Origin of the sequence: Cedecea sp. FDAARGOS_727, from assembly GCF_012273235.1 — a bacterium.
Taxonomy (GTDB): domain Bacteria; phylum Pseudomonadota; class Gammaproteobacteria; order Enterobacterales; family Enterobacteriaceae; genus Cedecea; species Cedecea davisae.
Genome location: NZ_CP050966.1, coordinates 748,663 through 763,086 on the forward strand (window position 1 = coordinate 748,663; position 14,424 = coordinate 763,086).

At 56.5% G+C, this 14,424-nt stretch carries 15 protein-coding genes and 1 other RNA gene; 5 read left to right on the forward strand and 11 right to left on the reverse strand.

The window, feature by feature from the left end:
• Positions 1–84: 84 nt before the first annotated feature.
• Positions 85–1,428 (forward strand): NADP-specific glutamate dehydrogenase, encoded by a 1,344-nt coding sequence (gene gdhA / locus FOC35_RS03705; RefSeq protein ID WP_016535221.1) that lies wholly within the window; start codon positions 85–87, stop codon positions 1,426–1,428.
• Positions 1,429–1,464: 36 nt separating this feature from the next.
• Here gdhA and FOC35_RS03710 read toward each other — a convergent pair whose 3' ends face one another.
• Both FOC35_RS03710 and FOC35_RS03715 read right to left on the reverse strand, forming a co-directional pair.
• Entirely contained in the window at positions 1,465–2,283 is an 819-nt protein-coding gene (locus FOC35_RS03710; protein WP_172568185.1) for an N-acetyltransferase, read from the reverse strand.
• 53 nt (positions 2,284–2,336) lie between these two features.
• Positions 2,337–2,951: a YitT family protein gene (locus tag FOC35_RS03715; RefSeq protein ID WP_172570318.1), complete on the reverse strand. Its 615-nt coding sequence runs from the start codon at positions 2,949–2,951 to the stop codon at positions 2,337–2,339.
• Positions 2,952–3,042: 91 nt separating this feature from the next.
• On the opposite strand from FOC35_RS03715, the gene FOC35_RS03720 reads away from it, so the two are divergent.
• Positions 3,043–4,470 (forward strand): PLP-dependent aminotransferase family protein, encoded by a 1,428-nt coding sequence (locus FOC35_RS03720; protein ID WP_172568186.1) that lies wholly within the window; start codon positions 3,043–3,045, stop codon positions 4,468–4,470.
• Positions 4,471–4,534: 64 nt separating this feature from the next.
• Here the strand turns inward: FOC35_RS03720 and FOC35_RS03725 are convergent, their stop codons facing one another.
• The 3 genes from FOC35_RS03725 to FOC35_RS03735 all read right to left on the reverse strand — a co-directional run bounded on the left by FOC35_RS03725 (position 4,535) and on the right by FOC35_RS03735 (position 5,587).
• Positions 4,535–4,759, reverse strand: a complete 225-nt coding sequence (locus FOC35_RS03725; protein WP_016535217.1) for a hypothetical protein — start codon at positions 4,757–4,759, stop codon at positions 4,535–4,537.
• Entirely contained in the window at positions 4,756–5,010 is a 255-nt protein-coding gene (locus FOC35_RS03730) for a hypothetical protein (protein WP_172568187.1), read from the reverse strand. The genes FOC35_RS03725 and FOC35_RS03730 overlap by 4 nt, the downstream gene beginning before the upstream one ends.
• Positions 5,011–5,140: 130 nt before the next feature.
• Entirely contained in the window at positions 5,141–5,587 is a 447-nt protein-coding gene (locus FOC35_RS03735) for an Lrp/AsnC family transcriptional regulator (protein WP_172568188.1), read from the reverse strand.
• A 105-nt stretch (positions 5,588–5,692) separates the two neighbouring features.
• Here FOC35_RS03735 and FOC35_RS03740 point away from each other — a divergent pair, with 105 nt between their 5' ends.
• On the forward strand, positions 5,693–6,586 hold the full coding sequence (locus FOC35_RS03740; RefSeq protein WP_172568189.1) for a DMT family transporter: 894 nt from the start codon (positions 5,693–5,695) through the stop codon (positions 6,584–6,586).
• Positions 6,587–6,603: 17 nt separating this feature from the next.
• Here the strand turns inward: FOC35_RS03740 and ffs are convergent.
• An RNA gene (gene ffs / locus FOC35_RS03745) (signal recognition particle sRNA small type) lies at positions 6,604–6,700 on the reverse strand.
• A 170-nt stretch (positions 6,701–6,870) separates the two neighbouring features.
• Here ffs and FOC35_RS03750 point away from each other — a divergent pair.
• Positions 6,871–7,185, forward strand: coding sequence for an MGMT family protein (locus FOC35_RS03750; RefSeq protein ID WP_016535210.1), 315 nt, complete (start codon positions 6,871–6,873; stop codon positions 7,183–7,185).
• A gap of 39 nt (positions 7,186–7,224) precedes the next feature.
• Here the strand turns inward: FOC35_RS03750 and FOC35_RS03755 are convergent, their stop codons facing one another.
• Positions 7,225–7,791 (reverse strand): YbaY family lipoprotein, encoded by a 567-nt coding sequence (locus FOC35_RS03755; RefSeq protein WP_172568190.1) that lies wholly within the window; start codon positions 7,789–7,791, stop codon positions 7,225–7,227.
• A 201-nt stretch (positions 7,792–7,992) separates the two neighbouring features.
• On the opposite strand from FOC35_RS03755, the gene tesB reads away from it, so the two are divergent.
• Positions 7,993–8,853 (forward strand): acyl-CoA thioesterase II, encoded by an 861-nt coding sequence (tesB, locus tag FOC35_RS03760; protein ID WP_016535208.1) that lies wholly within the window; start codon positions 7,993–7,995, stop codon positions 8,851–8,853.
• 56 nt (positions 8,854–8,909) lie between these two features.
• Here tesB and amtB read toward each other — a convergent pair whose 3' ends face one another.
• From amtB to FOC35_RS03780, 4 genes are all read right to left on the reverse strand, one after another.
• Positions 8,910–10,205 (reverse strand): ammonium transporter AmtB, encoded by a 1,296-nt coding sequence (gene amtB / locus FOC35_RS03765; RefSeq protein ID WP_172568191.1) that lies wholly within the window; start codon positions 10,203–10,205, stop codon positions 8,910–8,912.
• A gap of 31 nt (positions 10,206–10,236) precedes the next feature.
• Positions 10,237–10,575 carry a P-II family nitrogen regulator gene (glnK, locus tag FOC35_RS03770; RefSeq protein WP_002891893.1) on the reverse strand — a complete coding sequence of 113 codons (339 nt, stop codon included), beginning with the start codon at positions 10,573–10,575 and terminating at the stop codon, positions 10,237–10,239.
• A 259-nt stretch (positions 10,576–10,834) separates the two neighbouring features.
• Positions 10,835–12,610, reverse strand: a complete 1,776-nt coding sequence (locus FOC35_RS03775; protein ID WP_172568192.1) for a SmdB family multidrug efflux ABC transporter permease/ATP-binding protein — start codon at positions 12,608–12,610, stop codon at positions 10,835–10,837.
• On the reverse strand, positions 12,600–14,393 hold the full coding sequence (locus FOC35_RS03780; protein ID WP_172568193.1) for a SmdA family multidrug ABC transporter permease/ATP-binding protein: 1,794 nt from the start codon (positions 14,391–14,393) through the stop codon (positions 12,600–12,602). Before FOC35_RS03780 ends, FOC35_RS03775 begins: the two co-directional genes overlap by 11 nt.
• Positions 14,394–14,424: the final 31 nt, after the last annotated feature.

The following is a 14,424-nucleotide window of genomic DNA, read 5'->3' on the forward strand; positions in this document are numbered from 1 at the left end:
CCCGTTCATAAGAAAATGTTATAGTCAAAAAATAACCAGACCCAAAACACACACAACACTACTCGCAACAAGGAGTTACCTCTGATGGCTCAAGCATTATCTCTCGAAGAGTTTTTATCCACAGTGCAATTGCGCGACCCGCATCAGGTTGAATTCGCTCAGGCGGTTCGCGAAGTGATGAGCACGCTGTGGCCGTTTCTTGAAAATAATCCTCAATATCGCCAGCAAGCGCTGCTTGAGCGTTTAGTCGAGCCGGAGCGCGTTATCCAGTTTCGCGTCGCCTGGGTGGATGATAAAAATCAGGTGCAGGTTAACCGTGCCTGGCGCGTGCAGTTCAACTCCGCTATCGGCCCGTTTAAGGGCGGCATGCGTTTCCATCCGTCGGTAAATCTGTCGATCCTCAAGTTCCTCGGTTTTGAGCAAACCTTCAAAAATGCGCTGACCACGCTGCCAATGGGCGGCGGTAAAGGCGGCAGCGACTTTAATCCGAAGGGCAAAAGCGAGGGCGAAATTATGCGTTTTTGCCAGGCGCTGATGGTTGAACTGTACCGCCATCTTGGCCCGGATACTGACGTCCCGGCGGGCGATATCGGCGTTGGCGGCCGCGAAGTCGGCTATATGGCCGGGATGATGAAAAAGCTCTCCAACAACACCGCCTGCGTATTTACCGGCAAAGGGCTTTCTTTCGGCGGCAGCCTGATTCGCCCGGAAGCCACCGGCTACGGCCTGATTTACTTCACCGACGCTATGCTACAGCGCCACGGCCTTGGTTTTGAAGGTATGCGCGTGGCGGTATCCGGCTCCGGCAACGTGGCGCAATACGCGATTGAAAAAGCGATGTCGCTTGGCGCGCGCGTGGTCACAGCCTCGGACTCCAACGGCACGGTGGTTGATGAAACCGGCTTTAACGCTGAAAAACTGGCTCGCCTGTGCGAAATCAAAGCCAGCCGTGATGGCCGCGTGGCGGATTACGCCCGCGAGTTTGGCCTGACTTACCTTGAAGGCCAGCAGCCGTGGAGCGTGCCTGTAGATATCGCTTTACCGTGCGCGACGCAAAACGAGCTGGATGTTGAAGCAGCACGTACCCTGATTGCTAACGGCGTAAAAGCCGTGGCAGAGGGCGCAAATATGCCAACCACCATTGAAGCCACTGACCTGTTTGTTGAGGCCGGCGTGCTGTTTGCTCCGGGTAAAGCAGCCAACGCCGGCGGCGTGGCAACGTCCGGGCTGGAGATGGCGCAAAACGCGGCTCGCCTGAGCTGGAAAGCCGAAAAGGTTGATATTCGCCTTCATCACATCATGCTGGATATTCACCAGGCCTGCGTAGAATACGGCGGAGAAGGGAAACAGACTCAGTACGTGCGCGGGGCAAACATTGCCGGGTTTGTGAAAGTGGCCGATGCCATGCTGGCCCAGGGCGTGCTGTAAGCATTACGGTGAGGGCTTTTGCCCTCACTCACTCCCCTACAGAACTAGCTTCATTTCATACTGCGTTAGCGAGTCCTGCCGGAAGCCGCTGCTTACAAACAGCGGCGCAACCTGCTCGGGAATAGCGCCTGCGGTTGCCAGCCCCGGGAATTGCTCCTGAAGCAGAACCAGCAGCTTTTTCGCATGCCCTTTGCGCCGGGCATGTGGCTCAACATACAGCCCTCTTAGCTTCGGCACTTCCCCCGGAATCACCAGTGCATAGGCCACGTCATTGAGCGTAAAAGCTTTACCCGGCAGCTTGAACAGGGTTTCAGGCGCGCTAAGCCACGGCAGCGGAGCCTCGTTGGCCACCATCATTTTATGGGCCATGTGCAAGGGATCTATTTCCAGCAAATCTTCAGAGGTGGAAGGCCAGGCCGTTCCCTCACTCTGGAACCCCGCCAGCGTTTGTTGGCGCACAAAGCCCATTCGCTCGTAGAGCGCCAGCCCGCTGTCGTTACCGACGATAACCTCCAGCAAGAACTGTTTATCGCCCCGCGCCCTTGCGGCATCTATCAGCTGCTGAATAAAAATTTTACCCAGCCCCTGCCCACGCAGTTCCGGGCGAATAGCAAAAGCCGCAAGGCGGCAGGTTTGCCCGCGCCGGGTGATCAGCGCGATGGCTTTTGGCTCTCCACGATAAAGCCAGACGGTGCTGTCGTTGGGGTTAAGATCCTCGGCAACAAAGCGCCAGCCAAAGGTTTCGCTATCCAGCCGAAACGGCACCACGTACTGCTCAAAGCAATGGTTCAGTATCTCGGTGAGCTGGTGACCATTCCAGTTGAGCGTCGGTTTGCTGATGATATCCTGCTGCATGCTACCTCCCGGTTAAAGCAATTCAGAAGATAATGTGTAGCACAGTTATCTGCTCATGAGGCTATTTCCGGTGCATTAGTCACCGGTTTACTCACGGGGTTAACGCGGAACCACGGCAGGCAAAGCTGGATAAGCGGCCCGATGGCTAAAGCGTATAAAACCGTGCCAACGCCAACGCTGCCGCCCATCAGCCAGCCGGATGCCAGCACGGTCACTTCTATTGCGGTGCGAATGCTGCGCACTGACCAGCCCGTCCGGGCATGAACGCCGGTCATCAGGCCATCTCGTGGGCCTGCACCAAAGCCTGCGCCAATATACATGCCGGTTGCCAGGGCGTTCAGCACCAGCGCACCCGCCAGCAACAATGAACGAGCAACCAGCGATTCAAGCGGCGGCATCAGCGCCAGGGCAGCATCCGCCGCCAGGCCGAGAACAATAACGTTGCTGACCGTACCCAGCCCCGGCCGCTGCCGCAGCGGGATCCACAACAGCAGGACCAAAGCGCCAACCACGATCATCACCAGCCCGAGGTTTAGGGAAAACAGGCGCGCCACGCCGAGGTGGAACACGTTCCACGGGTCGGTGCCTAAATTGGCACGCACAAACATCGCGGTTGAAACACCGTAAAAAACCAGCCCGGTATAGAGCTGTAGCAAGCGGCGAGCCATCATCAGAAACATCCTCTTCATTCAGTTATGGCTATACCTTCTCGCAAAATGGACTTAGCATTAAGGTCCAGTTATCAAAAAGTGGACTGCTATGACCCAGCGCAGAATCGGAACCTCGTCTTTAACACGCCTGTTAGGCCACTGGCACCAGCAGGCAGTACGCACCCCGGTCTACCGCCAACTGGCGGACGGGCTGCGGCTGCTGATTCTGGATGGCCGCCTGCCGCTGGACAGCCGCCTGCCGGGCGAAAGAGAGCTTTCTGCCGGACTGGGCGTTAGCCGTACGACCGTGGCTTCGGCCCTGGCCCGGCTGCGGGAGGAAGGTTACCTCCAGAGCCGCCAGGGTTCCGGTTCGGTGACAATGCTGCCGGAAGCTACCCCTGCCGTTTCCCCCCTGCCGGGCAATGCTCCGGTGCTTGATCTTTCCACCGCCGCGCTTAGCGCCGGGCCGGAAATCCACAAAGCGTACTCTTCCGCGCTGACCTCCCTCCCGGAACATTTAGCCTCTACCGGTTATGACAGCCAGGGGCTCCCGGAGCTTCGGGAAGCCATCGCCCGCCATTACCGGGCACGCGGCCTGCCAACCCAGGCCGAGCAGATTATGGTAGTGAACGGTGCGGTAAGCGCTCTGGGCCTGGTTCTGCGGCTACTTACCGGCCCCGGTGACCGGGTGGTGGTTGACCATCCAACCTATCCGATGGCGCTGGCGGCGATTCGCGGCGCATCCTGCCGCCCGGTGCCGGTCAGCCTGCCTGCAACCGGGTGGGACGTTGACGGCCTGGCGGCCACGATAGCCCAGACTTCGCCGCGCCTCGCCTATCTGATACCGGATTTTCATAACCCCACCGGCCGCTGCATGGATGAAGCCACGCGCCAGAGAGTCAGTGATATTGCCGCCCGCAGCCACACGATGCTGGTGGTGGATGAAACCATGGCCGATCTCTGGTTTGATGCACCTCCGCCGCCCCCGCTGGCCGCTTTTGGGAACGAGGAGCACACAATTTCGCTGGGTTCCGCCGGGAAAAGCTTTTGGGGAGGTCTGCGGCTTGGCTGGATCAGAGCCTTCACCAAAACCATCGGCTCGCTCATTCAGGTCCGCAATACTTTTGACCTGGGTACGCCCCTGCTTGAGCAGCTGGCAGCGGTTCATCTGTTTAATGATTCAGAAAGTTTCTTGCCCCAGCGCAGGGAACTTTTACGCCAGCGCTGCGAGGCAAGCTTTGCCGCCATGCGGGAGCTGTTTCCAGACTGGCAAACCAGCCAGCCTGAAGGCGGGCTTTCCTGGTGGGTTGAGTTGCCGAGAGCGCTGGCAACGGTTTTTGCCGCCGCGGCGGAAAGCCAGGGCATTCGCATTGGGGCCGGGCCGCGTTTTGGCGTGGACGGCGCTTTTGAACGCTATTTACGCCTGCCGTTTAGCCTGGAGCAGGATGAAATGCGTATGGCGATGCAGCGATTGCAACCCCTGTGGCAACATCTGGTCACAACGCGTGTTGATTCGTTCCGGGGAATAGTGCTGTAACGACAGCTGATTATTTCCCTCTGATATAAACGAGGGAAATAATATTCTGTGACAACATTAAATATTAATGTTGTGTCAGGCGGGGGATCGCAAAACCTTTAAGGGTAATAGTAAAATATTCGCCCTCTTTTTTTATACTGGCACCCGTATCACACCAGTCTGAAGCGATGCGGAAAAACTCATCGCTGCCGATATTCCACCCCAATTTTACCTTTTTCAGATAGCCTGAACGTAATAACTCGCAGGCCTGCTGGTAATCATGGGCGGTACTGTCCGTACCGGCATTCATTTTTTCTTCTTCAGGAGTTTACGCAATGCCTTGATCTCACGATCGTTTAGCGGCGTTACGCGGACTTCAGCGGTGTGCTGGCTGTCGACATCATCTTCATCAATCCCTACGTCACCGTCAAGTTCATCGAAGGCTTTTGACAGTAGTTTCTCCGTTACGCTTGCCAGGGTTTCACTATTTTCTTCCGCATAGTGACGGATTTTTTCTTTTAACTCGCTGCTTATTTTTACGTTTAAAGTAGCCGTCGTCATTGCAAATCCTTAATGCTTAAACAGAGGTTGATGTTTAATACTATAGAGAATAAATAAGATCCAGCTAGCGCGGTAAATTTAATATTTCTGTCATAATTCAATACCCATAAAATATATCCGGGTAAGAGCATCACAACGGCGGCAGCCTTCTCTTTACCGGGGAACTTTTCACTATCGAAGTGTTGCACTGGGCGAAATCAGCCAGCTCATCCAGGATTTCATCGAGTTGCTCAATCGAGCGGATCACCAGCCGGATAATAAAGCAGTCTTCACCGGTGATTTTGTCGCACTCGATGCATTGAGGTATCGCCTGAATCATCTTCTCGACTTTGTGCAACATGCCGGGCAGCGGCTTGAGCCGCACCAGCCCCTGAAGCGTGTAGCCGAGCGCCGCAAGGTTGGCGCTCATGGTATAGCCGTTAATCACGCCGCGCTCTTCCAGGCGCTTCACCCGCTCCGCGGTGCTGGGGGAAGAGAGCCCCACTTTACCGCTGAGCACTTTCAATGAGATGCGGGAGTCTGCTGCTAAAATAGTCAGAATATCTCTGTCGATATCATCGGGAAGGTAATCACTCATTTTTGTCTCATTTTTAAAGGTAGATTGTTTCTATTGCCTAATTTTAGCACTTCATCAGGCCAGAGAGAGTGAGCAAAATAAAGCTCTTTATTCAGGAGAGCAAAAATGACCAGCGAAATAAAAACCGGCAGCCTGCAAATGATTGCCGCGATGCTCATCTCCGGCACCATCGGCGCTTTAGTGGTGCTTTCCGGGCAGCCTATCGCCAACGTGGTGTTTTGGCGCTGCGTGTTTGCGGCCATAACGTTGTTTGTTCTGGGCGTTGTGGGTGGAAGCTGGCGTAGCCACCTTTCTCGTAGAGTCGTGATTATCGCCGCGCTTGGCGGCGTAGCTCTGGTCGCGAACTGGATGCTGCTTTTTGCCGCCTATTCCCGCACGTCTATTGGGCTGGCCACGGTGCTTTATAATACTCAGCCGCTGATGCTGGTGGGGATGGGCGTGTTCATCCTTAAAGAGAAAGTCAGCTACAGCAAGTGGTTCTGGCTGGGCATTTCATTTGCCGGCATGCTGCTGGTGCTCTCCAGTGGCCTGAGCCATAACGGCAGCAACGGCTGGTTATTGGGCGTGATTATGGCTCTGGGAGCCGCTTTTTTTTATGCTCTCACGGCCCTGATTACCCGTCAGCTAAAAGGCGTACCGCCCCAGCAAATTGCGCTGGTTCAGGTAGCCGTGGGTACGCTTGCGCTGCTGCCCGTAGTCGATTTCAAGCAAAGTATATCGTATGGCAGTTGGGGCATTGTGGTGATGCTGGGCGTTGTCCATACCGGCATTATGTATCAGCTTCTGTATGGAGCAATTCAAAAGCTGCCTACCTCAATCACCGCTTCGCTCTCTTTTATTTACCCCATTGTTGCAGTCATCGTGGACAGATTGGCCTTTAATCACAGCATGAGCCCGATTCAGTTCGTCGGCGGCGCAATGATCCTGCTGGCGGCTGCGGGAATTAATCTGGGATGGGGTGAAAAACGTAAGCCTGAAGCGGCGCTGGCAAAGGGATAGCCTGAATTGGGTGGGGGCCCTGCCAGCTACATCCCGGCACACACGTCGCCTGCTGCGGCTGCTTCCTTCCGGATCTGACCGAGTTCACAAGGTAGTGTTGCGGGAGAACCAACAGGGCCCCCATTGAGAGCGTTGTTATCCAACGCGCTGGGCATTATCCACATTGGCCCCGGCAATTGCAAGCCAGCGCTGGTCAGGTGTTGGTTTATTGCGCACCCGCAGTTTAACTTGGTGCTTTCGTCGCCGCAGATTATCCTTATTAGCGATTTTGTCAGGAGCTAACGATGGATAATCACGATTCCTTCCCCCAGCGGGTTTACCAGATTGTCGCAGCCATTCCAGAAGGTTACGTCACGACCTATGGCGAAATTGCCTCGCTAGCCGGGTCACCGCGCGCGGCTCGTCAGGTTGGGGGCGTGTTGAAGCGCCTGCCGGAAGGAAGCCGTTTGCCCTGGCATCGGGTGGTTAACCGCCAGGGAATAATTTCCCTGACCGGGCCTGACTTACAGCGTCAGCGTCAGGCGCTACTCTCGGAGGGTGTGATGGTCTCTGGAGATGGACATATTGATATGGTGCGTTACCGCTGGCGCTATGAGTAACCTGGCGCAAAAAAAACGCCTCCGAAGAGGCGTTCATGATCAATAGCTAGTTGGCGCAGGCACCGCCGAAGAAGGGGTGACCTGAGTCGGGGAAGTTGACGGTACGCTTGTAGCCGCCCCACCGCCCTGCTGCAGCGGGATTTCGGTATTCTGTACCGGCACCAGCGTCAGGTCGGCTTTGGTCCCACCCTCATTAATCACCGGCTGGAACGTATCGGTAATAAACATCAGCTTGCCGTTAACGGTAATTGCCGCGCTCAGCAAGATACGAGCTTTAGGCTGAATATCGGCCGGGTTGAACGGAATGACGAAGCTGTATGGAGGCTGTTTACCTTCGGTACGGGTAACCTTCTGCGCAATGACTTTAGAAGGCGCATCGGCCAGAGAGGCATCAGACACCGTTACCGTCAGCACGGCATCCGGCGGCAGAGCAACTTTCTGACGGATCCATGCCGTACCGGAAACATTAGGCATTGCGATGTTGGCCTGCTGTGAAGCGCTTGCTGAGGCGCTCGGCGCTGGCGTAGGGACATCAGCGCTCTTTTGAGCACAGCCCGCAACAGCAACCGCAACGGCCAAACCACTTAACATATGCACAAGTTTCATTGATTTTTTCTCCTTATTATCAATGTAGCGCCGGGGAGTTAACCCCGTTGAAAAACACGCTTAACCCCCTAAGTGTGGCACAGATCACTGAATTCTGCGCAAAACCAGGAATCTTCCCAGTTCCGGCTCGCCTGATACAAGGTTTACGGGCATGTTATAATCATCACAATTTGCCACATCCCCCGTTATTGAGGACATTTTATGAGTCAGGCGCTCAGCAATTTATTGGCGTTACTTAACCTGGAAAAAATTGAAGAGGGATTGTTCCGCGGGCAAAGCGAGGATTTAGGGCTACGCCAGGTTTTTGGCGGCCAGGTGGTAGGCCAGGCGCTTTATGCCGCGAAAGAAACCGTGCCTGAAGATCGCCTGGTTCACTCGTTCCATAGCTACTTTTTGCGTCCGGGCGATAGCCAAAAACCTATCGTTTATGATGTAGAAACCCTGCGCGACGGCAACAGCTTCAGCGCGCGCCGCATTGCAGCGGTGCAAAACGGCAAGCCGATTTTCTATATGACGGCCTCTTTCCAGGCGCCGGAGTCCGGCTTTGAACATCAAAAACCGATGCCGCCTGCACGCTCACCGGACGGCCTGCCCTCCGAAACGGAAATAGCCCGCTCGCTGGAGAAGTTTCTGCCGCCCCACGCTAAAGATAAGTTCCTGTGCGAGAAACCGCTGGAAATTCGCCCGGTGGTGTTCCATAACCCGCTGAAAGGCCATGTAGACAAACCGACCCGCCAGGTCTGGATCCGCGCCAATGGCCAGATGCCGCAGGACCTGCGCGTTCATCAATATTTGCTGGGTTATGCCTCTGATTTTAACTTCCTGCCGGTCGCCCTACAGCCGCACGGCGTGGGCTTCCTGGAGCCGGGTATGCAGGTTGCCACTATCGATCATTCAATGTGGTTCCACCGTCCGTTCGACATGAACGAATGGTTGCTCTACAGCGTGGAAAGCACCTCTGCCTCCAGCGCTCGTGGCTTCGTACGCGGTGAGTTTTACACTCAGGATGGCGTACTGGTGGCTTCGACGGTTCAGGAAGGGGTAATGCGCAATCGCGGGTAGTTGACGGTTAAGCAAAAAACCTCGCCCGCAATCTCTGCGGGCGAGGGTATATCTGATTAGTTGTTGTAAGCGTTTTCGCCGTGGCTGTTCACATCCAGGCCTTCGCGCTCTTGCTCTTCCGGGACACGCAGGCCTACGGTCAGGTCGGCAATCTTGAAGGCAATGAAAGCGACTACGCCGGACCAAACGATGGTAATAGCAATGCTTTCCAGCTGAACCAGAAGCTGATGCCCCATGGTCACGCCTTCCGCATAACCCACGCCGCCCAGAGAAGTCGCCGCGAAGATGCCGGTCATGATGCAGCCGATGATGCCGCATACGCCATGCACGCCGAACACGTCACAAGGGTCATCAACGTTGAGCCATTTTTTCAGGATGGTTACGCCCCACAGACCCGCCAGGCCGGTGATCAGGCCAATCAGCAGCGCGCCGCCAACGCCGACATAACCACAGGCCGGAGTGATGCCTACGAGCCCCGCGATAGCGCCGGAACAAGCCCCCAGCAGAGAAGGTTTACCGCGCAGCGCCCACTCGCCGAATACCCAGGAGAGGATAGCTCCCGCCGTTGCAATCACGGTGTTAACGAATGCCAGAGCGGCGATTTCGTTAGCGGCGCTTGCGGAACCGGCGTTAAAGCCAAACCAACCGAAGTAAAGGATCGCAGTGCCAATAAACACCATCGGCAGGTTGTGCGGTTTAAATGCCTCTTTGCCGAAGCCAACGCGTTTGCCTACCAGGTAAGCCCCAACCAGACCGGCAACCGCGGCGTTAATGTGCACTACGGTGCCGCCGGCAAAGTCCAGCGCGCCGTGCGTTGCCAGGATACCGCCGCCCCAGACCATGTGCGCAATCGGCACGTAGGAAAGCGTAAGCCATACCGCAGCAAAGATAACCACCGCAGAGAAGCGGACACGCTCGGAAAGTGAGCCAACGACCAGCCCCACGGTGATACAGGCGAAGGAGCCCTGGAACGCGACGTGGATGTACTGATAGAAGGTGCCCATTAAGGCTTTCAGCGGAATGTTTTTCAGCATCACCCAGTCAAAGTTGCCGAAGAAGTTATTCCCGGTGCCGAATGCCAGGCTATAGCCGTAAAGAACCCACAGCACGCATACCAGCGCGAAGGTCACGGAGATTTGCGTCAGCATCGACAGCACGTTCTTGGAACGGATCAGGCCGCCGTAAAACAGCGCCAGGCCCGGGATGGTCATAAACAGTACCAGCGCGGTGCTGATCATCATAAAAGCGTTATCGGCTTTGTCCGCAACGGCAGGCGCCGCATCCGCAGCCAGGGCGAGAGAAGGCAGAAGCGCCAGCCCGCCGAAACCAAGAAGTGAAGCTAATTTTTTCATTTTTCCCATCCCAATCAAGGCTTGCCAGCAGTTACAGAGCGGCTTCGTCGGCTTCGCCGGTGCGAATACGAATAACGCGTTGCAGTTCTGCAACGAAGATTTTGCCATCACCGATCTTGCCGGTGTAGGCGGCTTTGCTGATAACGTCGATGACTTCATCGAGCTGATCGTCAGCAATAGCGACATCAATTTTTACTTTAGGCAGGAAGTTGACGCTGTACTCGGCGCCGCGGTAGAGCTCCGCATGACCTTTCTGGCGACCGAAGCCTTTAACCTCGGTAACGGTCAGCCCCTGAATGCCGATTGAAGAGAGCGCTTCACGCACGTCTTCAAGCTTGAACGGTTTGATTACCACGGTTACCAGCTTCATAAATTCTCTCCACTCAGAATTAGGTTGTTACCTGCACACAGAGAGCAAAGCAAAGCCCATGCCAGGAATAAAAAACGTGCATTTTTCAGCAAGTTTTCAGGTTTCTGGCGCTCTTCAGGGGTGTGGATTCAGGAAGGAAAAGAGACGAGAGAATCGCAAAAAGAAAAAACGCACCACTGCGGTGCAGGATGCGTTTTTGTTTTGCACCAACCCAGTGAGAGGCTGGTTTTAAACGGGCTTAATGCGTGATTGTGGTGCATCAGGCAGTCAGCGTTTCCTCCTGGGCTGCGGCGGCAAGTTCCTCCCCGGCCAGCTGCAACTGGTACATTTGCCAGTAGCGGCCCTGCTGCGCCAGCAGTTCGCCGTGCGTTCCGCGCTCCACGGCCTGCCCGCGGTGCAGCACCAGAATGGTGTCAGCGTCGGTAATAGTCGACAGCCGGTGGGCGATTACGACAAGCGTTGTATGCTGGCGAACCGCAGCCAGCGCTCGCTGAATCGCCTGCTCTGTACCCGAGTCGATATTAGCCGTCGCTTCGTCAAGGATAAGGATCTGCGGTGCTTCCACCAGCACGCGTGCCAGCGCTAATAGCTGCTTCTGCCCGACGGACAGGTTGTTGCCCTGCTCGCCCAGACGGGTATGAATACCTTCCGGCAGCACACGAGCCAGCTCGGCAAGCTGCACGGTTTCCAGAGCCTGCCACACCGCTTCTTCGCTGATGTCACGGCCAAGCGTTACGTTGGCGAAGAACGAATCGGCCATCACCACCGGATCCTGCTGCACCATCGCGACGCCGCGGCGCAGCGCTTCGTGGCTCAGAGAGTCGAGCGGCCGCCCGTCGAGGCGAATTTCGCCTTTAGTCAGCGGGTAGTAGCCCATAAGCAGATTGGCGAGGGTGCTTTTCCCGCTGCCGGTATGCCCGACCAGCGCCACAAAACTGCGGGAAGGCACATCGAGGCTAATATCCTGAAGCACCAGCCGGTCTCCACGATAGGCAAACGAGACATCATCCACTTCAATATGGCCGCTTGCCAGAGGGCGATTGTCGTTGCCGTAGTCCTGGCGTTTGCCGTCCATCAGCTCGAACACCCGCTCGCCGGCCACTACCGCCTGCTGCAGAATAGACTGCTGGGTGGTGAGCTCGATAAGCGGCTCGTTCAGGCGGCCAAGATAGTTGATAAACGCGTACAGCACGCCGACTTCGATAGTGCCGACCGAAGTAAAACCAAACAGCATCAGCAGGCCGCAAAGGATAGCCGCCGAGAACAGGCTAAGCAGCGGCCTTAACAGCCAGCCGTCCAGCCTTAACGTCTGCATGCGCGCCAGGTAGTGCGAGCGGCTTGCCTGCCCCATCCGCTCGCCAAAACGAGCCTGCTGGCGGAACTGCTGGATAACGCTCATGCCGTTAATCACTTCGTTAAAGCCATCGTTGATATCCGCCAGGTAGCCGCGCACGCGACGCACAATTGGCGTGCTGTAACGCTGGTAAATAAACATCACGATAATAACCGCCGGGAAGATGGTTATCGCCACCAGCGCCATACGCCAGTCGAGGCTGAACATCGCCACCAGCATTGCGCCAATCAGAGCCGCGCTGCGCAAGACCGTGGCAACAACGGTCACGTAGAGGTCACGAATGACTTCGGTGTCGTTGGTCACGCGGGAGATAAGCTGCCCGACGGGCTGGGTGTCAAACGCGCTCAGCGGCTGGCGCAGCGCGGCATCCATCACGTCGGTACGCAGTTTCTGCACCACGCCCACCGCCGCCCTGTTGAAGAGCAGCGCCTGAAGGTAGTGCAGCCCGGCTGCCGTAATTGAAAGCAGGATATAGGCAGTTGCCAGCCCGGCGGCAAGCCCGAGCGGCATCTGTTTCTTCGCCACCAGGTTATCAATAAAATAGCTGACCAGCACCGGGCCGCAGACTTCTGCCGCGGCCGCCACCCACAGCATTAGCATCGCCCCCGCTAAAGGTTTGCGCCACGGAGAACCATAAGCCAGCAGGCGTTTAATGGTAGGCCACTGCTGTTTACGCTTCATCAACGCTCTCCTTTGCTGTTTCCTGCTCCGGAGCTTCATCCGGAGCTTCATCCAGCGCGGCCTCCAGTTGCTGATAGCGGTACATATCGCGATACCAGCCGGGTTGAGACGCCAGTTTTTCATGGCTGCCGCGCTGGGCGACATGCCCGTGCTGCATCACCAGAATTTCGCTGGCCTCGGTCAGGGCTGACAGGCGGTGCGCGCTGATAATGACCGTGCGATGTTCGCCCCACTGACGCAGGTTGTGAAGAATCTGGTGCTCGGTGCGCCCGTCCACTGCGGAAAGCGCATCGTCGAGGATCAGGATTTCCGCATCCAGCAGCAGCGCACGGGCAATAGAAATACGCTGTTTTTGGCCGCCGGAGAGCATTACGCCGCGCTCGCCCACTTCGGTTTCGTATCCCTGAGGCAGGCGCAGGATATCTTCATGCACGCTCGCAAGGCGGGCGACATGCTCAATTTCCTGCTGCGTAGCGCCGGGCTTGCCGAGCGCAATGTTGCTGGCAACGGTATCGGAAAACAGGAACGGCGTCTGGTTTACGATGGCCAGGCGGCTGCGCCAGCCGTCGATTTTCAGCGCGGTCAGCGGCATATCGTGGAAGCGAATATCGCCGTCCTCAACGTCAAAATGACGCTGGATCAGCGACAGAATAGTGCTTTTCCCGGAGCCGGTAGGCCCGCACAGGCCAAGCATCTCACCCGGCTTAAGGGTAAAGCTTACGTTCTGCAACGTCGGCTGCGCGGTTTGCGGATAATGGAACTGACGGATATTCGCCACCAGCTCGGCGCGCCCTTCAGGCAGCATTTTGTCTCCGTCCACCACGCCAGGCTCTTCTTCCAGCATCGCACGTATGCGGCTATAGGCGGCGCTGCCGCGTTCGACGATGTTAAACATCCATGCCAGAGCCAGCATCGGCCAAATCATCAGGCCGAGATACATTACAAAACTGGTGAGTTGCCCAAGGGTCAGGCTCCCTTCGATAACCATCCAGCTTCCGCCGCCAATCGCCAGCAGGTTAGCTGCGCCGATAGCGACATAAATCGTCGGGTCAAAGCGCGCGTCAATTCGCGCCACACGCATGTTTTTCGCCCCTGCATCCTGCGCCTCGGCGGCAAACAGCGCCGACTGGCGATCCTCAAGACCAAACGCCTTGATCATGCGAATGCTGGTCATGCTTTCCTGAGTGCGATCGTTAAGCGCAGAGAAAGCGGCCTGAGCCACCTTGAACCTGTCGTGCAGGCGCGCGCCGTCACGTTTTATCACCACCGCCATAATTGGCATCGGCAGCAGCGCCAGCAGGGTCAGCTGCCAGCTGATTTGGGTCGACATAACAATCAGTACCGCCAGCCCCATCACCAGCGAGTCCACCAGCGTCAGCACCCCTTCCCCGGCGGCAAACACTACGCGATCCACATCGTTGGTGGCGCGCGCCATCAGGTCGCCGGTGCGGTGACGCAGGTAAAATTCAGGATGGTGGCGGCTAAGCTGACGGTAGTAGTTTTCCCGCAGCTCAACGGCCAGCTGGTAGGATGCCCCAAAAAGCAGCACGCGCCAGACGTAGCGCACGACATAAACCACCACGGCAATAGCCAGCATTACGCCTATCCACATCAGCACCTGCTGAGAAGAGAGGGTATGCTGCGTCACGCCATCCACAATCACGCCCACCAGTTTTGGCGGCACCAGTTGCAGAATAGCGATAATAATGAGCAAGGCCACCGCGCCGAGATAGCGTCGCCACTCGCGGGTGAAATACCAGCTTAATTGAGCAAATAATCGCACGAAGTTTACGTCCTGAAATGCAGTCTGCCGA